A 19,752-nucleotide genomic window follows, 5' to 3' on the forward strand; every position below is an offset into this window, starting at 1 on the left:
GGGATCCGGTTCTACTGGCTGGGTTCGGGCAGGTTGCAGCCCATCTTCGGGTTGAGGCCGACGTAGTTGAGTGGACCGGCCACCACGGTCACCGCCAGCGTCGCGAAGTGGGAGCACTGCTCCGGTGGATCATTGAAATAGCCCCGTTGCCACGCGGCGACGATCCCCGCCACGAACCAGACCAGTACTACGAGGCTTGCTACTCGGCTACCCATTGCACCTGCTCGAATCGTTGATTCCGGCATGACGATCGCTTCCTTCCATGTCCGGTGGATCTGAAATACCCCGTCCCGCACGACTCATGCGCGGGGCCACCCGTCTCGCAGAAGTAATGGTCAGCGGTCCGGGTGGCCGAAATTTCGCCGCCGCAGCGTCTTCCGGCCGGACAAGTCACCGGTGCGGGGAAAGGGCCGACGGCGGCGGAGCCGCGGCACCGGAACCGGGATACGGGAGCCCGCACGCACCCGCCCGAACTCGTCGGTCACCGCCGCGCTCCGAGCGCCGCGGCCCCACATCTCCGGCCGCGGTCCCGGAGCAGGCCCCGGCCGTCTCACCCCGGCTGCTCGCGCTGCCGGCGTTGGACGGGCGCGTCCGGGGGGGGCGACCCCTCGGGTGGCGCCGGCCACCGAATCGCGACGTCGCGGGCGGCGGCGGCCGAGACGCCGCCGCGGGGCCTAGCATGGGGGAGTGTTCGAACTGGCGATGCTGGCGATCATGGTGGCCGCACTGGTGGGAATGCTCGTGCTGGTCTTCCGCGGGCGGCGGGGTGGGCGTATGCCCGCGGACGCGGAGATCGGTTCGCTCTATCTGACGGGAGTGAGTCCGCGTCCGGAGGCGATGGGCGAGCAGTTCGTCACCGTCACCGGGAACCTGTCCGGGCCGTCCGAGCCGGGGAAGGTGGTCTACGGGCGCATGGTGTGGGACGCCGCCTACTGGCCCTCGGTCGGGGACACTCTCACCGTCGCCTACCCGCCGGGTAGGCCGGACCGGTGGCGCATCGTCGAGCCGGGCGTCGACCGGTAGCTCGGGGCCCCGGGACCTTCAGCCCAGGACCGTGGCGACGATACCGGCGAGGTAGCCCAGGCGTGCGATCTCCGAGGGTCGGAAATCGGGCCCGCCGGGGCGGCCGAGCAGCAGCGCTTTGCTGGAGGGTCCCAGCGGCGCGGCGGCCAGTTTGGTGTCCATATCGCGCCAGATCTCGGGGACCCAATCGGCATTGCCGTCGAGCGCGGTCGGTTTCTGCAGCGGCATCCACGGCACCGACGCCGCCTGGGTCTGCGGTGCGCTCTGGCTGCCCACCACGCGGTAGGCGCCGTGCGTACCCATATCCAGCACAGTGCTCCAGCCGACCCGTAACACCCGCGGAACTCCGTCGACCAGCACCTGGAGCCGATCATCGCGGGCGTTGGCCACATTGTCGATCAATTCGAGCTCACGATGGGTATCGAGGACGCCGGAGTAGGGACGGATGGAATCGACGCGCACATCGCCGAGGGATTCCGCGGCGGTGATGAGGGTGTCGGGCAGGGCATTGGGGGCGATCTCGACCACGAGATCGTCGACCGCGTAGCCGGCGCCACGCTCCACCACGTCCAGGGAAAGGATATCGGCGCCGACCGTTCCCAGTGCTACGGCTAGCGACCCGAGGCTTCCCGGACGATCCGGAAGTTGCACGCGGAGCAGATATGACACGTGCGTTTCCCTTTCCTTCTGCGGCCGAGGCTTACAACGAATACCCGGTCTGCCCATCCTTACACCCATTACCGAGGGTTATCGACTCGAATTGTGCGCTCGCAACGGCGGTCACAGGTGACAAATGGTGTGAAATGCGTAACTTTCGGATTCTGGCGCGACTCCGGACAGGCTCCGGCGGAGCCTCGCACGTACCGGTGGCGACGGCCCGCGCGGCCTGCCGGGCAACCCGGTCCGGCCACACCACTAGGCTGTTCGATGCTTGTGATCCGCAGTCCAAACTATCGCCGAAAGGGGTTCGCGGTGACCGCCATCTCCCGCGACGAGGTCGCACACCTCGCCCGGCTGTCCAGGCTCGCCCTGTCCGAGGACGAACTCGACCAGTTCGCCGGGCAGCTGGATTCGATCCTCAGCCATGTGCGGACCATCTCCGAGGTCGCCGCCGCCGATGTCCCGGCCACCGCGTCGCCGGATCCGGTGACGAACGTGACCCGTCCCGACGAGGTCCGCCCCGGTCTCACCCCGGATCAGGCACTGTCCGGCGCACCCGCCGCCGAGGAACAGCGGTTCCTGGTTCCGCAGATCCTGGGAGAGGGCGAATGAGCGCGAGCGAACTGACCCGGCTCGGCGCGGCCGACCTCGCGAGCCGTATCCACGGCGGCGAAGTCTCCTCGGTGGAGGTGACCCGGGCCCATCTGGACCGGATCGCCGAGGTCGACGGGGAGTACCACGCCTTCCTGCACGTCGCGCAGGAGCAGGCGCTCGCCGCCGCGGCCGAGGTGGACGCCTCCCTGGCCGCCGGTGAGGTGCCCGCCTCGCCGCTGGCGGGGGTGCCGCTGGCGCTCAAGGACGTGTTCACCACGACCGATATGCCCACCACCTGCGCGTCGAAGATCCTCGAGAACTGGGTCGCCCCTTACGACGCCACCCTGACCACCCGGCTGCGGGCCGCCGGGATCCCGATCCTGGGCAAGACCAATATGGACGAGTTCGCGATGGGCTCCTCCACCGAGAACTCCGCCTACGGGCCCACCCGCAACCCGTGGGACACCACCCGCATCCCCGGCGGCTCCGGCGGCGGTTCGGCGGCGGCGCTGGCGTCCTATCAGGCGCCGCTGGCCATCGGCACCGATACCGGCGGCTCTATCCGGCAGCCCGCCGCGGTCACCGCGACCGTCGGCACCAAGCCCACCTACGGCACCGTGTCCCGGTACGGACTCGTCGCCTGCGCGTCCTCGCTCGACCAGGGCGGGCCGTGCGGCCGGACAGTGCTGGACACCGCCCTGCTGCACGAGGTGATCGCCGGACACGATCCGCGCGACTCCACCTCCCGTGACGTCCCGGTCCCGGCCGTGGTCGACGCCGCCCGCATGGGCGCGTCGGGCGATCTGCGCGGGGTGAAGATCGGCGTGGTGAAGGAACTGCACTCCGACAGCTACCAGCACGGTGTGCTCGCCTCCTTCGACGCCGCGGTCGGCGTGCTGAAGGATCTGGGCGCCGAAGTGGTCGAGGTGTCGTGCCCGCATTTCGAGTACGCCCTGGCGTCCTACTATCTGATCCTGCCCAGCGAGGTCTCCTCCAACCTGGCCCGTTTCGATGCCATGCGCTACGGCCTGCGGGTGGCCGACGACGGCCACCACAGCGCCGAGCAGGTCATGGCCGCCACCCGTGCCGCCGGATTCGGTCCGGAGGTCAAACGACGGATCATGATCGGCACCTACGCCCTGTCGGCGGGCTACTACGACGCCTACTACGGCCAGGCGCTCAAGGTCCGCACCCTGATCGCGCGCGATTTCGACAAGGCCTACGAGCAGGTCGACGTGCTGGTGTCCCCGACCAGTCCGTTCACTCCGTGGAAGCTGGGCGAGAAGGTCGACGATCCGCTGGCGATGTACCTGTCCGATCTGTGCACCCTGCCCACCAACCTGGCCGGGCATCCGGCCATGTCGGTCCCGTCCGGGCTGAGCCGCGACGACGGGATGCCGGTGGGTCTGCAGATCATGGCGCCGGCGTTGGCCGACGACCGGTTGTACCGGGTGGGCGCGGCCTACGAGGCGGCCCGCGGCGATATCGCCTGACGCCGATCCGCCGGGAGCGGCGAGAACTCACCGATGGCGGTGGTCGCGACGGGCCACCGCCATCGGCGTTCCAGGGCTGGAGATCCCGGGTCCGGTGCCGGCAGCCGGCGGGGGATTCGGATGCGCGGCACCGTTCCGGCAGCGGCGCGGCGGGTGACAACCGGAACGGCGCGGCGACCTCGCTCGGCGTGATCGAACTCGGGGGCACCGTGTCCGGTCGAGAAGGTGCGCGGCTGCCCGCGCGTAGCGGTCCGGAGACGGCCGGTATGACCGACTGCGGCCCTTTGTCGGCCGAGACGGTGACACAGGGCCGGATCAAAGGGCGTGCAGGCGCTCGGCTTCCCGTTCGACCGCGGCGGTCATCCCGGGGAACCCCTTCTCGAATCCGCGCCCGAACAGCAGGCCGACCAGCGGAGCGAGCCAGCCGTCGAGTTCGAAATGGGATTCGTAGCGGGTGCGGTCACCGTCCAGCGGGGTCAGTGTGTGCGAGCGTTTGCTGCGCAGTGCGCCGAGGGGGATCGGTTTCATCGAGTAGCTGAATTCCCGGCCCGGGGTGACGCTGCGGATCCATTCCCGCATGCGGATCGGCCGGGGCGCCAGCTGCCCGACCGTCATATCGATCGGCGCCCCCACCGTCAGATCCGCCCGGCAGTCGATGATGAACGGATTCCAGTCGCCGTACCGGCCGAAATCGGTGAGCACCGACCACACCACCTCGGCGGGGGCGTCCACCTCGACCACGTCGTCCACAACAAGCACATTCCCAAATTAGAACGTGTTTCAAGTCGGGTCAACCGTGCTCAGCGGCTTCGCGCGGGTGGCGGCGTGGCGGTCGGCAACAGATGAACCCCGGCCGGGAACGCGGGGTCGGGCGCCGCGGCCGTGGGCCGGTGCGCGAAGCCGGGCAACCAGCGGGCACGCGGCAGCAGGAGACGGGTGAACGCCGGCCGCGGCAGGCCGGTGGCGCGGCCGGGCCGTAGGGCCCCGACCGGGATGCGGACCCCGGGTGCCGCCGTGCGCCGGATCCGCCGGTGCAGACGGCGCATCCCGAAGACCAGGGCGGCCATCGTCGCCAGGCCGAGCGCGACCGCGCGCAGCACCCAGGGCCGGGTCGGATGGTCGGTGGCGGCCTGCGCCGCCACCTGACCCAACGTCTCCACCACCGGGACCCCGTAGTGCTGCCGGCGCGAATTCAACTCCACCGCGGTGGCCGCGATCCCGGCGAGAGTCTCGCAGCGGGTGCGCACCACCGGTTCGGTATGTGTTTCGCAGGCCTGGTGCAGCCGGACGCTCAACGTCCGGTCCAGGGCCTGCCTGGCCCACGGCCCCAGCGGGGCGCCGGTGCGATCGGCATACCGAAGGAGGTCGTAGCCGAGGTCGTGTGCCATACAGGCGGTATCGAATTCCGGTGGCAGCTCGACCGGCGAGGAACAACTGCCGTCCGGAGCCACGAGCACGCCCTGCCGGACGACGGGCTGGTAGCCGAGATGGTCGGCGAAATCCCGCGGGATGGCCGCCACGGTGTCCACCACCGTGTCATCCGAGGTCAGATCCACCACCGCCGTCCCGGCCGGCGCCGTGACCGAGGCGTCGATACCGACGGCCTCGGAGGTCGGCGCCGGCACCGCGGTGATCACCAGACCGAACAGCGCGGCACCGGTGAACGCCGGCAGTGAGATCCGCCGGAACCGGCGCCGGGTCCGGCGCGGGGGATCGTTACGGGGTGAAGCCATGGTGGGACACCTTAAGCGTTACGGAGTGGTGGGCCCGCACGGCAGGTCCCGCTCCCGGGGGCCGGCGCTGTCGCGTCGGCGGCCCGCATCCGCTCGGCAAACCCCGTGTCGTGGCCGCCGCGGAGCGCATCACACCGGACCGCAGCCGGGCAGTGCCGTCCCTTGATCGGTGTCGTACCGGTGGCCGTGGCCCGGGGGCGTGCCGAGGGCGCCCAGCAAGTCGGCGGTGGTTTGTACGAAACTCAGCACGGGCAGCCAGGGCGGGGTCGGCGCGTCGTGGCGGGCGACAGTGAGGTTCGGTGGCCGCCACAGCAGGTCGAGTGACCAGTGCACGACCGGATCGGACGCATTGGCCAGTACCGCGGTGCGCGCACCGGGTGCGGGACCACCGCCGCCGGGCATACCGGCCCACAGCACCGAGCACACCCGGCGGTTCTGCTCGGCGGCACCCGCGAATACCGCGCTACCGCCGAGCGCGCCGAGGCTCTGTCCGTACAGGTGCAGCCGGGGCGGATCGGGCACGGTGGCGAGGTGCTGTTCGACGGCGGTGACCAGCGCCCGCGCCGAGGCCGTCGCCGCGTCCCGGCCGAAGACGAAGGTGGCCCAGCTCGGCGCGTAGGAGTACTGCAGCGCGACCACCGCGACATCGCCACCGAATCGGGTACCGAAACCGTGCAGCGCCCGCGCGTCCACCCAGCCCGATCCGGTGGGCACGGCGATCACCAGATCCGAGCGGTCGAACCCACCGGCCCGGTCCAGTTCCCGGACGGCCAGCGCGGCGCGTGCGGCCAGGTCCGGCGCCGAGCGGAGCCCGATATAGACCCGGACCGAGTCCGGCGGCCCGGCGGTGACGAACCGCTGTCCCTCGCGCCCCAGCGTCGACCAGCCGACCATCGACCCGGCACTCCCGGACCGGGTCACCGCGACCGGCCGCACCAGGCCCGGGTCGGCGGCGGCGTTCGCCGCGGCATAGGTCCGGTCGCCCCAGCCCACCGCCGCGGGGCCTGCGAACAGGGCCATCGACAGCCCCGCGACCACCGCCATCACCAGGGCCCGGGACCAGCCGATACGCCGTAGCAACCGGCCGCACCCGCGGACCACCGCCACCGTCGCCACGGTGAGCAGGGTCGCGCCGACCGCCCACCCCACCCAGTACCCCGGCCCGGTCGGCGCCACATCCATGGCCGACCGCAGTGCGTGCTGCCAGCGCGCGGCGTGCGCCCCCGCGCCGAGGACACCGGCCGCGGTGGCCGCGAACACCAGCCGGCGGGTTCGCGGTGTGGTGACCGGGGTGCGCCCCGCGGTGTATCGGATCACGAGGCGGGTGAGCCGCGCGATACCCAGCGCGACGATCACGGTCAGCGCGGTGAGTACGGCCTGCGCGGCGGCCGTCCGGGGAAGGAGACCGGGGGCCAGGGACATCGCGGTCCCGGCGCCGACGGCGAGTGTGGCCGCTACCGGTGGCCAATGCCGCGGTAACCGGGTCCGGACGTAATCGAGCAGGGACCGCGGCGGGGTCGGGACGGGTACGGCTGGGGTCACGTCAGGCATGGGAACCTCCGGACACGGCGCGGTACGAGCGGATCGGACGGCGGGTCCCGGCCGCCGGGAGCAGCGGCGCGGCGACCGGGCGGCCCAGGAACAGGACGGCCGTTACCAGCAGAAGAAGGCCGCAGAGCCGCGGCAGCCACGCGGTGACGCTGCCGGCCAGGGGAAAGTCCTCCACGACCGGTACGCCGTAGTCCTGCCGCAGCGAATTGAGGTCCACGGCGATCTCGGCGATCTCGGCCATCACGGTGCAGCGGGCGCGCGGTACCGGCTGCGGCCGCTGCGCACATGCGGTGTGCATCCGCTCGGCGAGGGTCCGGTCCAGCTCCCGCCGGGCCCAGGGGCCGAGCGGGCCGCCGGTGCGGTCGGCGTAACGCAGCAGGTCGTAGCCGAGGTCGTGGGCCTTGCACGCGGTATCGAACTCCACCGGCAGCGATACCGGTGAAGAACACGATCCGTGCGGCGCGACCAGCGTCCCGTCGACCCGCGCCGGGGTGTAGCCGGCGACCTCGCGGAAATCCGCGGGTATCGCGGCGATCGTTCCCGGCGTGGTGAGCGCGCGTACCGCCGCCGCAGCGGCAGGCCGGGGTGGGGGACCGGCGGCGTCGGCCGCGGGCGCCGACAGCAGGGACACCACCGCGGCGAATCCGGCCGCGGCGGTCGCCGCGCGCCGCGCGGTCTGCGGGGACGGCCGGGCCGGGAGGCGCACGGCATTGTTCGAGACAGCCATGGCCGAGGACGTTATGAACGGAAACCGGTCGCGGCCGTCCCGCTCGGGAGGGGTTTGCGCGCCGATCCGGGAACCTACGCCGGTACGGGGCTAACCCTGGTGTACCGCCCGGAATTCACCCCACGGTATGAGGTGCGCCGGGGCCGGAGTTCCTAGTGTCGGGGACATGAACGATACGAGCATCGCGGTGCCGGCGCGCCGGCAGCGGGGCCTGTGGGGCCTGATCGTCGGCCTGGGATTGCGCTGGTGGCTCGACGCGGCCTCGGTCCTGACGACAGTGGTGCTGTTCGCGGTGGCCTGGCCCACCCTGCATCTCACCCACCAGGTGCCCGCGCCGCTCGCGCCGCTGATCGCCGCGTTGGCCGCGCTGCCGGTACTGCTGATGAGCAGGAACGCGCTGCTGGGCTGGGCGGCCTCGGCGGGTTCGGCGCTGTTCATCGCGTTGGCCGTGCCGAACGTGGCGGGGGAGGAGATGCCGGTCCAGGTCGTGCATATCGTCGCGCTGTACTTCCTGGTGTTCGCGGTGGCCCTGCGTTCACCACTGCAACTGGTCGCGGTGGTGTGGGGGGCGACCTCGCTGCTGCTGGGCGCGGCATTGTCGGCCGAGGGGATCGACGCCGATCCCTGGGCCTGGCCGGTGTCCCTGGGCGGGTTGCTCTTCGTCGCACTGCTGGTGCGGTCGCTGATCCGCTCCCGTTCCGAGCTGAGCAAGCAGACCGAAGTCAGCGACCTGGAACGGGCCCGCCGCACGATTTTGGAGGAGAAGGCGCGCATCGCGCGTGACCTGCACGATGTGGTGGCCCACCATATGTCGCTGGTGGTCGTGCAGGCGCAGACCGCGCCCTACCGGGTGGAGGGGGTGAACGAGGCGGCGCGCGCCGAGTTCGAATCGATCGGCGCCACTGCCCGGGAGGCACTGAACGAGATCCGCGGGCTGCTCGGTGTGCTGCGCAGCGACGGCCAGCTCGCCGAGCACGCGCCGCAGCCGACCGCCACCGATCTGGAAGCCCTGTTCGTCGGTGCGGCCCGCGCCGGGGTGGACCTCACCTGGTCGGTCGACCCGGCCCTGGCCGCGGTCCCGGATACCGTCGGTTCCGCGCTGTACCGGATCGTCCAGGAATCGCTGGCCAATGCCGGCCGGCACGCCCCGGGCGCACCGGTGCGGGTGACGATCGCCTGCACGGGGGAGGTCGACCTCACCGTGGTCAACGGGCCGGGCGACGGTGTCCCCGGCGGCGGGACGGGCGGGCACGGTATCCCGGGTATGCAGGCGCGCGCGCTCGCCGTCGGTGGCCGGCTCGACGCGGGCCCCGCCGCCGACGGCGGCTTCCGGGTCCACGCGCGGCTGCCGCTCGCCCCCGCCGCGGAGTTCGTGTTGCCCGCGGCCGCCTCGTCGGGCGCGCGCTGACCCGGATGTTCCGGTGGCGTCCCGGCGCCGGGGAATGCACCGCGAGCGACGGCACTACCGCCTCCTTCGGAGGTTCTCGCCGCCGGACGCTCGGCGCACGCCGGTTTCGCCCGGGAATTAAGCTGGGCCCGTGGCAATAACCGTGTTGATCGCCGACGATCAGGCCATGGTGCGGCAGGGATTCGGAGCATTGCTCGCCGCCCAACCCGATATCAGTGTCGTCGGCGACGCGCCCAATGGAAAAGTGGCGGTCGCCGAATCGGCGCGGTTGCGACCCGATGTGGTGCTGATGGATGTGCGCATGCCGGAGATGAACGGGCTCGACGCGGCCCGTTCGATCCTGGGGGCCGGATTCGATCCGCCGGTGCGCGTGCTCATGCTCACCACCTTCGATATCGACGACTACGTGTACGAGGCGCTCGGCATAGGCGCCAGCGGGTTCCTGCTCAAGGACGCCCCGGCCGAGGAACTGGTGCGGGCGGTGCGGGTGGTCGCCGCCGGGGAGGCGCTGCTCGCGCCGACCGTCACCCGCCGGCTCATCGCGGAAGTGACCACCCGCCGCGCGGCCCGGCGCGCCCCGGCTCCGGAGCTGGCCTCACTGACCCCGCGCGAGCGCGAAATACTCGAACTCGTCGCGCGCGGTATGTCGAATACCGAAATCGCCACGGCGCTGTTCATCGCCGAGCAGACGGTCAAAACACATGTGTCCAAGGTCTTCACCAAATTGGATCTGCGCGACCGCGCGCAGGCCGTGGTGCTGGCCTACGAGTCCGGGTTGGTCACCCCCGGCTGAAACGGACTGTCAGGTATTCCATGAAGTGCCCTGATTCCCGTTGTCACGGGGGAAACGGCGCGCTGTGCCCGGTAGGCTCACCAGTCTGTCGGTCGCCTGAAGGGGGTCGTGTTGCTCAACAACGGTGACGTGTTCGCCGGGTTCACCGTCGAGCGGTTGCTCGGTGAAGGCGGAATGGGCGCCGTATATCTGGCCCGGCATCCCCGGCTCGGTAAACAGACCGCGTTGAAGCTGCTCAAACCGGAACTGTTCGCCGATGCCGCGATCCGCACCCGGTTCGAGCGGGAAGCCGATCTCGCCGCCGCGCTCGACCATCCGAGCATCGTCACGGTCTACGACCGCGGCGTAGAAGGCGATCACCTGTGGATGTGCATGCAGTACATCGATGGCGCCGACGCCGGTACGGTCAACCCGCTGGCCCTGCCTCCGGAGAAGGCGGTGCAGATCGTCGCCGGTGTCGCCGACGCGCTCGACTACGCGCACGGTATGGGAGTTCTGCACCGCGATGTGAAACCGTCCAATATCCTGCTCGCCCGGGCCAATCCCGGGCAGGGGGAACGCGTTTTCCTCACCGATTTCGGGTTGGCCCGATTACGCGCGGAAACGGTGCGGTTGACCCAGACCGGTATGTTCACCGCCACTCTCGCCTTCGCCTCACCCGAACAGATGACCGGCGGCGACATGGACGGCCGCTCGGATCAGTATTCGCTGGCCTGCGCGTTGTACTGGCTGCTCACCGGTATGGCGCCGTTCGATTCGCCCAACCCCGCCGACATCATCCACGGCAATCTGCAACTCGCTCCGCCGCCGCTCGCGGTGAAACGCCCGGGTCTGCCGCCGGGACTGGATCCGGTGCTGGCGAAGGCGATGGCCAAACACCCCGGACACCGGTACCGCACCTGCCTCGAATTCGCGCGGGCCGCCGAACAGGCGCTCACCGCCCCGGCGCCTACACAGAAGTATGTGCCGCCGACCGAGGCGAGCGGTTCGGGAACGGTGTATCCGGGTGCAGCGGGCGGATATTCGGCTGTGCCCGGCACTGCGCCACCGCCCGGTGCGCCCGCGGGACCCCCGGGTGCGCCGCATGCCGGATCACCCGGGCCGACCGCGGGGGCTACCGGCGGTTATGCCGAAGGCGGATACGGCCCGCACGCCGGTGCCGCGGCAGCGGCCCGCGCGCCGGGACAGGTCGTGGAACGCCCCGGTGGCGCGACGAACGCCGCGGCCGGTGCGCCGGTGCGGTCGGGGGATGTCGAACATACCGGCGCGCAGCCGGTCCTGGTCCCGCCGGGTCCGGCGCCGCGCCCCGGGACAGCCGTGGAACACACCGGTCCCGCTGGAGTGCCGCAGAGCGTGGGAGTCGAGCACACCGGGGGCATTCCCGTGCAGGCCGTCCCGCGACCTCCGGCGCCGGGGCAGTACCACGGCTATCACCCGGCTCCGGCCGTGCGACGGCGCAGCCGGGCGCCCTGGATCGCCGTGGCCATCCTGATCCCGCTGATCGTGCTGGCCGTGATCGTGGCGGCTGTCCTGGTGGTGGGGGTGGGCGGCAACGACTCCGGCTCCGAGGGCGCGCCGGCCGCTACCGAACCCGCCACGCTCGAACGGGGCCCGGCCGGTACCAGCGGCGAATCCGAGACCTCGCCGGGGACCGAGCCGGGGGACCGCACCCGGCGGTTGTTCCCCACACTGCTGCCGCAGGGGTCGGAGCTGGATGGTTTCGGGTATCAGGACGCGCTGTGCAGTCAGTACGAGCCCGGTGAACAGATACCGATACTCGAAGTGGTCCCGGTCTTCGACGAGATCCTGGAAACCCGCCCGTGGGAATCGATCTGGGACTGCCGGCAGCGCTCGCTGGAGGCCACCCGGCTCGACTACACGATCATCACCTATCCGGACGCGGAGGACACCATGGAGGTGATCGAGAGCCTGCCGCCCCACGAGTCGGTCTCCGGTGCCAAGAGTGGAGAGCCCTATACCGCGCATCTGTGGGAGGAGCCCGGCGATCGGGGCCGGTCCACCGCGAACATGGTGGTCGGTTTCGGTGCCAGGACCGATTCGCCCCGCAGCAATTCGCTGTTGTTCGTGCGCTACTGGGGGGCGGCCGCCCGCGGCGATATCGACCGGTGGTGGTCGCACGCCCCACTGTGAGCGCCGCCGCGCGCGGGTGGGTGTCAGGCGTCGACGGTGGCCGCGTCGCGGTACGTTCGTCGGCGCCGATCCGGCCGTCGCCGAGCGTGACGACCCGATCGCAGTAGTCGACCGCGCCCGCGCGGCCCGGTCAGGCCACCGGCACGGGTGACGCCGTGCGCGCGTCGAGCACCGCGTAGAGCACGGGTTGTTCGGTCGCCAGCTCGAGTCGGGCCTCGTCGGCGGTCCAGCAGCGGCCCGGGTCGAGCTCCAGCTTGGCGTCCAGATGAATGTTCCACCGATAGCGCAGCGCCGCGAGTACTCCCTGCGGTCCGCCGAACAGACGGTCGAGGTGCGGGATATCGTCGAAGAGGTCCGGCCGCGCCGGATCGTGGGCGGCGCGGGCGAGGACGGTGTGCAGGATCTCGGTACGCAGATGCTGATCTTCCCAAGACATGATCCGAGCCCTTTCGGTCGGGGGCCTGGTGTTCGCCGGCCCGGTGGTACGGCGACCTCCTGTTCCACGCTAGGAATCCGGCGCCGGTAAATCGTCGTGCCGTGGACGTGAATCGTTGTCCTACCGTGGTCGGAGGTGGGAACCGGCTGTAGCAGGATGCCGAGCGGCGCCGGGGGTGCCTACCCTGGACAGATGAGTGAGAGCCGCCTCACACCGGTTGCCGCCGCGGGGGACCGTGCGCGGCCGGTGGACAGTGGCGCGAGGGGTGGAATCGATCCGTCCGCCTCGGACCCACCGGCCACGACAACCGACCCGGCACCGGAACGGGCGGTAGCGGCGGTCCGGCCCGGACGGTGGATCCGAGGCCGGGGCCGGTTGGGCGCTCTGCTGGCGAAACTGCTCCCGGGGGCCCCGCACCCGCTGCGCGAACTGCCTTTCGACTATCCGCCCAAGGTCGTGCTGTTCACCGATCTGGCGTTCTTCGTCATCGGTGTGGTGGCCTGTTTGCAGCGGCACGAGTACTTCCCCACCGCGCTGCCGGTGATCGCGCTGGTGCTCCTGTTCGCCTCCGGCCCGATCTACGTGCTGTTCGGGATCGTGCCGCGGCCGCTGCCACTGTTCGCCGCCACGATGATCGCGGCGGCGCTGTTCTTCGTCCAGCCGGTGGACTCCGATTTCGCGCCCTTCGTGCTGATGGTCGGTATCGCCGAGATCGCGGCGATCGCACCGAAGCGGCTGAGTATCCTCCTGGCGGTGGTCGCGGCGGCCGAACTGCTCGCTTTCGCCTTCGTCGGGGAGGCACTGTGGGGCGACCAGTCGCTGCGTACCGGTTTCCCCATGTACGCGCTCGGTATCCTGCTCGGCTGGCTGGTGGGGGTGATGCTGCAATATCAGCGGCTGTTCCTGTACCAGGAACGGGAGAACCAGAGTGCGCGCGCCGCGCAGGCCGCGGCTGCCGAGCGCAACCGGATCGCCCGCGAAGTACACGATGTCATCGCCCACTCGCTCACTGTGACCCTGCTGCACGTGACGGCCGCCCGGCACGCACTGACCGCCGATCGCGACGTGGACGAGGCCGCCGACGCCCTGGTCGACGCCGAACGATTGGGCCGCCAGGCCATGGCCGATATCCGGCGCACGGTCGGCCTGCTGGATTCGGTGCCGTCGGCGGCCGGGGTGGAACCGGGCGCCGGTGATATCCCCGCCCTCGTCGACGACTTCGTCAACGCCGGTCTCACGGTGAACCGGCATTTCACCGGCGACCTGTCCGGGGTGTCGGCGGCGGTCGGGCTGGCGCTCTATCGCATTTGCCAGGAATCGCTGGCCAATATCGCCAAACACGCCCCGGGCGCGGAGGTGGAGCTGCGGGTGGCTGTGGACGGCCGCTCGGCCGTCGTGCGCGTCCACAATACGATCCCCAGCGGCCTGCCCCCGCAGCTCGGCCGGGGGACCGGGGTCGCCGGCATGCGGCACCGATCCGACGGGCTGGGCGGTCGTATCCGGGTCGGGCCGGAGGCCGGCGGGTGGATCGTGCGCGCGGAGTTCCCGCTCGACGACCATCCCGTGCGCGCCGAGGCCCCGAGCCGGGACCGGCTGCGGTGCCCGATCTCGGAGATCATCGCCGACCATGATTCGGGCCCCCGCCCCGGCCGCGGCGACGAACCGCATCCGGCATGAGGGTCTGCGACCCGGCACGGCGCCCACCAAGAACCGGGCCCGGCGGCCCGGCGACGACGACCGGTCGATCGAGTGCGGTTCCACCACCGGCGGCGACCACGGACCCGAGGGAGCAACGATGACCAGGGCGGCCGATAGTGACCCGCAGGCGGTCGAGGTGCTGATCGCCGATGATCAGGAACTGGTCCGCGGTGGGTTGCGGCGTATTCTGCGCCGGCGCGACGGTTTCCGGATCAGCGAATGCGCCGACGGTGACGAGGTGCTCGCGGCGGTCGCCGCGCACAGCCCCGATATCGTGCTGATGGATCTGCGGATGAAACGGGTCGGCGGTATCGAGGCCACCCGCATGCTGCGCGCCCGCGCTCCCGAACCCCCGGTGCTCGTCCTCACCACTTTCGACGACGATCAGCTGCTGTCCGGTGCCCTGCGCGCGGGCGCGGCCGGTTTCCTACTCAAGGATTCCCCCGCCGAGGACCTGATCCGCGCCGTCCGCACCGTCGCCGCCGGCGGCGCCTGGCTCGACCCCGCCGTCACGGGGCGGGTGCTGTCGACCTACCGCAGTACCGTCGCCCCGGCCGCGCCCGCGGTGGCCGTCGATCTGACCTCCCGGGAACGCGAGGTCCTGGCCCTGATCGGACGCGGCCGGGCCAACAGTGAGATCGCCCACGCGCTCGGAATCTCCGAGGTGACCGTGAAATCCCATGTGGGTCATATCTTCGGAAAGCTGGGGGTGCGCGACCGCGCGGCGGCCATCGTCTACGCGTTTGACCACGGTGTGGTCTCCCCTGGACAATCCAGGATTTGACGGGCAGCCCGGGTGCGATCCGCGGCCGGCGGAGACGGTGCCCGCGCGTGGAGAGGATGGACGGGTGCAGGCGCCTGGCTCCGAAGTCGGTCGGTGGTTCGGTCCCTACGAGCTGCGCTCACTGCTGGGTACAGGCGGCATGGGGGAGGTCTACGAGGCATACGACACCGTGAAGGATCGGGTCGTCGCCCTCAAACTGCTCTCCGACGCGCTCGCCGGCGACCCCGGATATCAGATCCGGTTCCGTCGGGAATCGCAGGCCGCGGCCCGCCTCGCCGAACCGCACATCATCCCGATCCACGACTGGGGCGTCATCGACGGCCGGCTGTTCATCGATATGCGCCTGGTACAGGGCACCGATCTACGGACGCTGCTGCAGACGGGCGGCCCCCTGGACCCGCAGCGCGCGGTCGGTGTGATCGAGCAGGTCGCCGCGGCGCTGGACGCCGCCCACGAGGACGGTCTGGTGCACCGCGATGTGAAACCGGCGAATATCCTCGTCACTCCGGCCGATTTCGCCTATCTGGCCGATTTCGGTATCGCCCGCCACGAAAGCGATACCGGCGTGACCCAGGCGGGTGTGGCGATCGGTTCCTATACGTACATGGCGCCGGAGCGGTTCGACAGCAGCCCGGTGACCCCGCGCGCCGACATCTATTCCCTCGCCTGCGTGCTGCACGAATGCCTCACCGGTGCGACGCCGTTCCCGGCGACCAGCGTGGGCGTGTTGATCCGCTCGCATCTGACCGAGCCGCCTCCGCGGGCAAGCGTGCAGCGAACCGGATTGCCGGCCGCGCTCGATGATGTGATCGCATGGGGTATGGCCAAGGATCCGTATGAGCGTTTCGCTACGGCAGGTGAACTGGCCGAAGCTGCCCGCGCAGCGTTGAACTCACCGGCGCGCGACCCGTATCCCACCGGCCCGGAGCCGCGATCCGGCGAATCTCTCGCGACTCCCGGTGTGCCGGGTCCGTCCGCGCCACCGACCGGCGGAATCCCCACCCTGGTGGTCCGGATGCCGCGCGAGGAGGGTGCCCCGGACCCGGCCACCACATTGCCCGCGATCATTCCCGGCGACCCGACCTCGTTCCGGCCCACCGAAACCGAGTTCACGCCGCTGCCGGCCGACGACCCCGCGTCCGCCGACCCCGAGGTGCCGGCCGGCGGTATCCGGCCTTTCCCGGACGCGCATCTCTATCAGAACGAGCAGTTGCACCCGGCCGCCGATCCGTCACAGTACGAGAATGCGGCTCCCGCGACCGGGGGCATGCCGGTCGCGGATTTCTACCCGCACGATCAGGCCACCCGCATCTACGGTGAGCCCGGCTATCCGCTTCCCGGGGCCGAGGAGACCACCCATGTCTTCCAACCGGTGGACGAGGCGCCGGCGCCCTACTCCGCCGAGGACGCGACCCGCTCCTACCAGCCGGTGGATCAAGAGCCTGCCGGGCTCGCCTATTCCGCCGACGAGGCAGCCCGTGCCAACCGGCCGATGGATCAGGCCCCCTCGGGGCTTGCTTATTCGGCTGAGGACGCGACTCGTGCGTATCAGCCTGTGGATCAGGTCCCCTCGGGGCTTGCTTATTCGGCTGAGGACGCGACTCGTGCGTATCAGCCTGTGGATCAGGTCCCCTCGGGGCTTGCTTATTCGGCTGAGGACGCGACTCGTGCGTATCAGCCTGTGGATCAGGTCCCCTCGGGGCTTGCTTATTCCGCTCAGGATGCGGGCCGCGCCTACCAACCGGCCGAGCAGTATCCGCTGTCCGACCCGACCGGCCGCTACGACGCTCCGGCGTCGGGGACGACGCCCGGCGACCACTACGGCTACCGGACCGAAGATTCCTCCCCACCCCCGGCGGATCCCTATGCGGCCGCCTACGAGGCCGGCTATCGCGACAGTTACGCCGCGAACGCGCGGGCACGCAATACCGCCCCCGGCGACGAACGATCCAAGGTCGTTCCGATATTGACCGGGATCGGGGTCTTCGCGGTGGTGGTCATCATCGCGGTACTCGGTATCCAGTTCCTCGGCGACTCCGGTGGCCGGGAAGCCACCGGCGCCGCCATCACCACCGGCGCCGTCACCACCTCGGCGCCCGGGCGGGCCGCCGCGGCCGACGGCAGCACGGGACCCTCCGCCACCACCTCCTCGCGTACCGGCACCACCACGTCGGCGACCACCACCGCGCCCCGGGCCGATCTGCCCGCGGGCGCGCAACCCTGCTCGGGCTCGGCGCCGGGTGGCTCCGAATACGGTTCCGCGGCAACCGGTACCACGGTGACCAGTTGCGAGTTCGCCGAGGCGGTCCGGCAGGCCTACCTCGATCCCGCCGTCGTCTCGGCCGAGGGCGATCCGGTCTCGGTCGAGGCCACCAGTCCGGTGACCGGCCAGGCCTACACCCTCGAATGCGTCGCCGCGGGCGGTCTGGTCACCTGCCGGGGTGGGAACAACGCCGTCGTCTACCTCTACTGACCTGCCGCTCGACGCGGAATCGGGCGCTCGGTCGCCGATCCGGCGGGCGCATCCGGGCCGGGTCGGGGCGGCCGATGGAGTACGGTTTTCCGACCGGGTACGAATTATCGGGACTGTGGGAGAACACAAGAGCCATGGGGAGAGAAGTGTCGGCCGAAAAGAAGCGGGAACTCCCACTGGTTCGTCGCCTGCTCACGATCACCGCCTGCCTGCTCGTCGCGACCACCGCGGCGGCCTGCGGATCCGAGCCCGACAAGCGTGCGCCCGCCACCTCGATCACCCAGGCGGCGGCCGAAGCGCCGGGCGACAATGTATTGATCACCATTCCGGGCACGCTGGCGGCCGATTTCACGGTGCTCGAACAGTCGGCGAAGGGGAAACTGGGCCTGGCGATCATGCCGGTCGGCGGCGAACGGCTGGTCGGTCTGGGGAAGTGGACCACCGGTCCCGCTTGGTCGACGATGAAGGTTCCGCTGGTGGTGGCCGCTGAACGAAAGAACCCGGGCGGCCAGTCCTATGCCGTCTCGGCCGCCATCACCGCCTCGGACAACTCCGCCGCCGACAGCCTGTGGTCCGCGCTGGGTACGCCGCGGGAGGCCGCCCAATCGGTGCAGGCCGTGCTACGCGAGGCCGGGGACAGCGTCACCGTCGTCGCGGAGAAGCCGAAGCGCGCGGAGTACTCGTCGTTCGGCCAGTCCGAATGGTCGCTCGCCGACCAGGTACGGTTCGCCTCCAAATTGCCCTGTCTCCCGGGGTCGGACAAGGTCGTACAGCTGATGGGTTCGGTCAGCGCGAATCAGCAGTGGGGTCTCGGGTCGGTGTTCGAGGCGGCGGAGTTCAAAGGCGGCTGGGGTCCCGATGCCGACGGTGCCTATCTGGTGCGTCAGTTCGGCCTGGTACCGGCCAGCGGTGGTTCGGTGGCGATAGCCCTTGCCGCGCAGCCGGATTCGGGCACCTTCTCCGACGGGATGAATCTTCTCGACGAAATGGCGGGCTTGATCTCACAGCATCTGGGCGAGTTCACCGGCGGTTCCTGCCCGGCCCGGTGAGAGGCGGGCCCGCCCGGTGCGCGGGTGTTACCGGACATTCACGGGCCCGAAGCGGCAAAGGTGTCGCGCAGCGGGCAAGATGGGCGCCATGCGCATCGGAATCCTGACCGGAGGTGGGGACTGCCCGGGACTGAACGCGGTGATCCGCGCTGTCGTTCGCACCGCGAACGGCCGCTACGGTGACGCGATCGTGGGCTTCGAGGACGGATGGCGCGGATTACTGGAGGACCGCAAGATCCGGATCCAGAACGACGATCGCACCGACCGCCTGCTCGCCAAGGGCGGCACCATGCTCGGTACAGCGCGTACCAACCCCGATATCCTGCGCGCCGGCCTGGGACAGATCCGCCGGACCCTCGACGACAACGGCATCGAAGCGCTCATCCCGATCGGCGGAGAGGGCACGCTGACCGCCGCGAGCTGGCTGTCCGAGGAGGGCGTTCCGGTCGTCGGCGTCCCGAAGACGATCGACAACGATATCGACTGCACCGATGTCACCTTCGGCCACGACACCGCCCTGTCCATCGCCACCGAGGCCATCGACCGGCTGCACACCACCGCGGAATCCCATCAGCGGGTGATGCTGGTCGAGGTCATGGGTCGGCACGCGGGCTGGATCGCCGTGCACGCCGGTATGGCGGCGGGTGCCCACCTGACCCTGGTCCCCGAACAACCCTTCGACGTGACCGAGGTCTGCGCGCTCATCAAGAGGCGCTTCCAGCGTGGGGACAAACATTTCATCTGTGTGGTCGCCGAGGGCTCGCATCCCGCTCCCGATTCCGGGTTCACCCTGCGAGAGGGCGGTATCGACGAGTTCGGGCACGAACGGTTCACCGGGGTCGCTCAGCAGTTGGGGGTGGAGATCGAGCGCCGGATCGGTAAAGAGGTCCGGACCACGGTGCTGGGTCATGTGCAGCGCGGCGGCAGCCCCTCCCCGTACGACAGGGTGCTGGCGACCCGGTTCGGCCTGCACGCGGCCGAAGCCGTACACGCCGGGCACTTCGGTCAGATGGTGGCCCTGCGGGGTACCGAGATCGGGCTGGTGCCGTTGCACGAGGCGACCAAACAGCTCAAACGTGTTCCGGCCGACCGCTACGACGAAGCCCGGGCCTTCTTCGGCTGAGCGCCACCCGGCGGACCGGAATCGCGGTTCGGCCGAAACCTCGGTGCGACCTCGGT

At 70.5% G+C, this 19,752-nt stretch carries 18 protein-coding genes; 11 read left to right on the plus strand and 7 right to left on the minus strand.

Annotation, left to right across the window (positions count from 1 at the left end; translation table 11 throughout):
- Positions 1-11: 11 nt before the first annotated feature.
- A complete protein-coding gene (locus tag NS4_RS11780) occupies positions 12-215 on the minus strand; it encodes a hypothetical protein (protein ID WP_063041476.1) in 204 nt (67 codons plus the stop codon).
- Positions 216-687: 472 nt separating this feature from the next.
- Between NS4_RS11780 and NS4_RS11790 the strand changes: the two genes are divergently transcribed.
- Positions 688-1,023 carry a hypothetical protein gene (locus NS4_RS11790; protein ID WP_439955778.1) on the plus strand — a complete coding sequence of 112 codons (336 nt, stop codon included), beginning with the start codon at positions 688-690 and terminating at the stop codon, positions 1,021-1,023.
- An 18-nt stretch (positions 1,024-1,041) separates the two neighbouring features.
- Here the strand turns inward: NS4_RS11790 and NS4_RS11795 are convergent, their stop codons facing one another.
- The gene (locus NS4_RS11795; protein ID WP_039825984.1) at positions 1,042-1,692 is read right to left on the minus strand and encodes an ACT domain-containing protein; all 651 of its coding nucleotides are present in this window, start codon (positions 1,690-1,692) and stop codon (positions 1,042-1,044) included.
- A 303-nt stretch (positions 1,693-1,995) separates the two neighbouring features.
- Here NS4_RS11795 and gatC point away from each other — a divergent pair, with 303 nt between their 5' ends.
- Together gatC and gatA are read left to right on the plus strand one after the other, a co-directional pair.
- A complete protein-coding gene (gatC, locus tag NS4_RS11800) occupies positions 1,996-2,295 on the plus strand; it encodes an Asp-tRNA(Asn)/Glu-tRNA(Gln) amidotransferase subunit GatC (protein WP_063059682.1) in 300 nt (99 codons plus the stop codon).
- Positions 2,292-3,770 (plus strand): Asp-tRNA(Asn)/Glu-tRNA(Gln) amidotransferase subunit GatA, encoded by a 1,479-nt coding sequence (gatA, locus tag NS4_RS11805; protein ID WP_063059569.1) that lies wholly within the window; start codon positions 2,292-2,294, stop codon positions 3,768-3,770. Before gatC ends, gatA begins: the two co-directional genes overlap by 4 nt.
- A gap of 315 nt (positions 3,771-4,085) precedes the next feature.
- On the opposite strand, the gene NS4_RS11810 is transcribed toward gatA, so the two are convergent.
- The 4 genes from NS4_RS11810 to NS4_RS11825 all read right to left on the minus strand — a co-directional run bounded on the left by NS4_RS11810 (position 4,086) and on the right by NS4_RS11825 (position 7,781).
- Complete coding sequence (locus NS4_RS11810) at positions 4,086-4,529, minus strand: SRPBCC domain-containing protein (protein WP_084487134.1); 444 nt, start codon at positions 4,527-4,529, stop codon at positions 4,086-4,088.
- Between the two features lie 41 nt (positions 4,530-4,570).
- Entirely contained in the window at positions 4,571-5,503 is a 933-nt protein-coding gene (locus NS4_RS11815) for a hypothetical protein (RefSeq protein ID WP_063059570.1), read from the minus strand.
- A gap of 129 nt (positions 5,504-5,632) precedes the next feature.
- Positions 5,633-7,054 carry an alpha/beta-hydrolase family protein gene (locus NS4_RS11820; protein ID WP_084487135.1) on the minus strand — a complete coding sequence of 474 codons (1,422 nt, stop codon included), beginning with the start codon at positions 7,052-7,054 and terminating at the stop codon, positions 5,633-5,635.
- Positions 7,047-7,781 (minus strand): hypothetical protein, encoded by a 735-nt coding sequence (locus tag NS4_RS11825; protein WP_063059571.1) that lies wholly within the window; start codon positions 7,779-7,781, stop codon positions 7,047-7,049. Before NS4_RS11825 ends, NS4_RS11820 begins: the two co-directional genes overlap by 8 nt.
- 166 nt (positions 7,782-7,947) lie before the next feature.
- Between NS4_RS11825 and NS4_RS11830 the strand changes: the two genes are divergently transcribed.
- The 3 genes from NS4_RS11830 (at position 7,948) to NS4_RS32945 (ending at position 12,133) form a co-directional block, all read left to right on the plus strand.
- Positions 7,948-9,189 (plus strand): sensor histidine kinase, encoded by a 1,242-nt coding sequence (locus NS4_RS11830; RefSeq protein ID WP_084487136.1) that lies wholly within the window; start codon positions 7,948-7,950, stop codon positions 9,187-9,189.
- 130 nt (positions 9,190-9,319) lie between these two features.
- Positions 9,320-9,982: a response regulator gene (locus tag NS4_RS11835; protein WP_063059572.1), complete on the plus strand. Its 663-nt coding sequence runs from the start codon at positions 9,320-9,322 to the stop codon at positions 9,980-9,982.
- 111 nt (positions 9,983-10,093) lie between these two features.
- Positions 10,094-12,133 carry a serine/threonine-protein kinase gene (locus NS4_RS32945; protein WP_084487159.1) on the plus strand — a complete coding sequence of 680 codons (2,040 nt, stop codon included), beginning with the start codon at positions 10,094-10,096 and terminating at the stop codon, positions 12,131-12,133.
- Positions 12,134-12,263: 130 nt separating this feature from the next.
- Here NS4_RS32945 and NS4_RS11845 read toward each other — a convergent pair whose 3' ends face one another.
- The gene (locus tag NS4_RS11845; RefSeq protein WP_063059574.1) at positions 12,264-12,569 is read right to left on the minus strand and encodes a hypothetical protein; all 306 of its coding nucleotides are present in this window, start codon (positions 12,567-12,569) and stop codon (positions 12,264-12,266) included.
- A gap of 192 nt (positions 12,570-12,761) precedes the next feature.
- On the opposite strand from NS4_RS11845, the gene NS4_RS11850 reads away from it, so the two are divergent.
- The 5 genes from NS4_RS11850 to NS4_RS11870 all read left to right on the plus strand — a co-directional run bounded on the left by NS4_RS11850 (position 12,762) and on the right by NS4_RS11870 (position 19,696).
- A complete protein-coding gene (locus NS4_RS11850; RefSeq protein WP_084487137.1) occupies positions 12,762-14,246 on the plus strand; it encodes a sensor histidine kinase in 1,485 nt (494 codons plus the stop codon).
- Between the two features lie 118 nt (positions 14,247-14,364).
- Positions 14,365-15,051 (plus strand): response regulator transcription factor, encoded by a 687-nt coding sequence (locus NS4_RS11855; protein ID WP_174552088.1) that lies wholly within the window; start codon positions 14,365-14,367, stop codon positions 15,049-15,051.
- Positions 15,052-15,115: 64 nt separating this feature from the next.
- Positions 15,116-17,524 carry a serine/threonine-protein kinase gene (locus NS4_RS33985; protein WP_063059576.1) on the plus strand — a complete coding sequence of 803 codons (2,409 nt, stop codon included), beginning with the start codon at positions 15,116-15,118 and terminating at the stop codon, positions 17,522-17,524.
- A gap of 134 nt (positions 17,525-17,658) precedes the next feature.
- A complete protein-coding gene (locus NS4_RS11865) occupies positions 17,659-18,573 on the plus strand; it encodes a serine hydrolase (protein ID WP_245665296.1) in 915 nt (304 codons plus the stop codon).
- Between the two features lie 88 nt (positions 18,574-18,661).
- Complete coding sequence (locus NS4_RS11870) at positions 18,662-19,696, plus strand: ATP-dependent 6-phosphofructokinase (RefSeq protein WP_063059688.1); 1,035 nt, start codon at positions 18,662-18,664, stop codon at positions 19,694-19,696.
- Positions 19,697-19,752: the final 56 nt, after the last annotated feature.

The organism is Nocardia sienata NBRC 100364, assembly GCF_001613205.1.
In the GTDB taxonomy this organism is placed as follows: domain Bacteria; phylum Actinomycetota; class Actinomycetes; order Mycobacteriales; family Mycobacteriaceae; genus Nocardia; species Nocardia sienata.

What these genes read in the sequence shown, in the direction of transcription:
- NS4_RS11865 (WP_245665296.1), top strand. Translation starts at nt 17,659, where the DNA reads ATGGGGAGAGAAGTGTCGGCCGAAAAGAAGCGGGAACTCCCACTGGTT.
- NS4_RS11870 (WP_063059688.1), top strand. Translation starts at nt 18,662, where the DNA reads ATGCGCATCGGAATCCTGACCGGAGGTGGGGACTGCCCGGGACTGAAC.
- NS4_RS11830 (WP_084487136.1), top strand. Translation starts at nt 7,948, where the DNA reads ATGAACGATACGAGCATCGCGGTGCCGGCGCGCCGGCAGCGGGGCCTG.
- NS4_RS11850 (WP_084487137.1), top strand. Translation starts at nt 12,762, where the DNA reads ATGAGTGAGAGCCGCCTCACACCGGTTGCCGCCGCGGGGGACCGTGCG.
- NS4_RS11780 (WP_063041476.1), bottom strand. Translation starts at nt 215, where the DNA reads ATGGGTAGCCGAGTAGCAAGCCTCGTAGTACTGGTCTGGTTCGTGGCG.
- NS4_RS11845 (WP_063059574.1), bottom strand. Translation starts at nt 12,569, where the DNA reads ATGTCTTGGGAAGATCAGCATCTGCGTACCGAGATCCTGCACACCGTC.
- NS4_RS11855 (WP_174552088.1), top strand. Translation starts at nt 14,365, where the DNA reads ATGACCAGGGCGGCCGATAGTGACCCGCAGGCGGTCGAGGTGCTGATC.
- gatA (WP_063059569.1), top strand. Translation starts at nt 2,292, where the DNA reads ATGAGCGCGAGCGAACTGACCCGGCTCGGCGCGGCCGACCTCGCGAGC.
- NS4_RS11825 (WP_063059571.1), bottom strand. Translation starts at nt 7,781, where the DNA reads ATGGCTGTCTCGAACAATGCCGTGCGCCTCCCGGCCCGGCCGTCCCCG.
- NS4_RS11820 (WP_084487135.1), bottom strand. Translation starts at nt 7,054, where the DNA reads ATGCCTGACGTGACCCCAGCCGTACCCGTCCCGACCCCGCCGCGGTCC.
- NS4_RS11815 (WP_063059570.1), bottom strand. Translation starts at nt 5,503, where the DNA reads ATGGCTTCACCCCGTAACGATCCCCCGCGCCGGACCCGGCGCCGGTTC.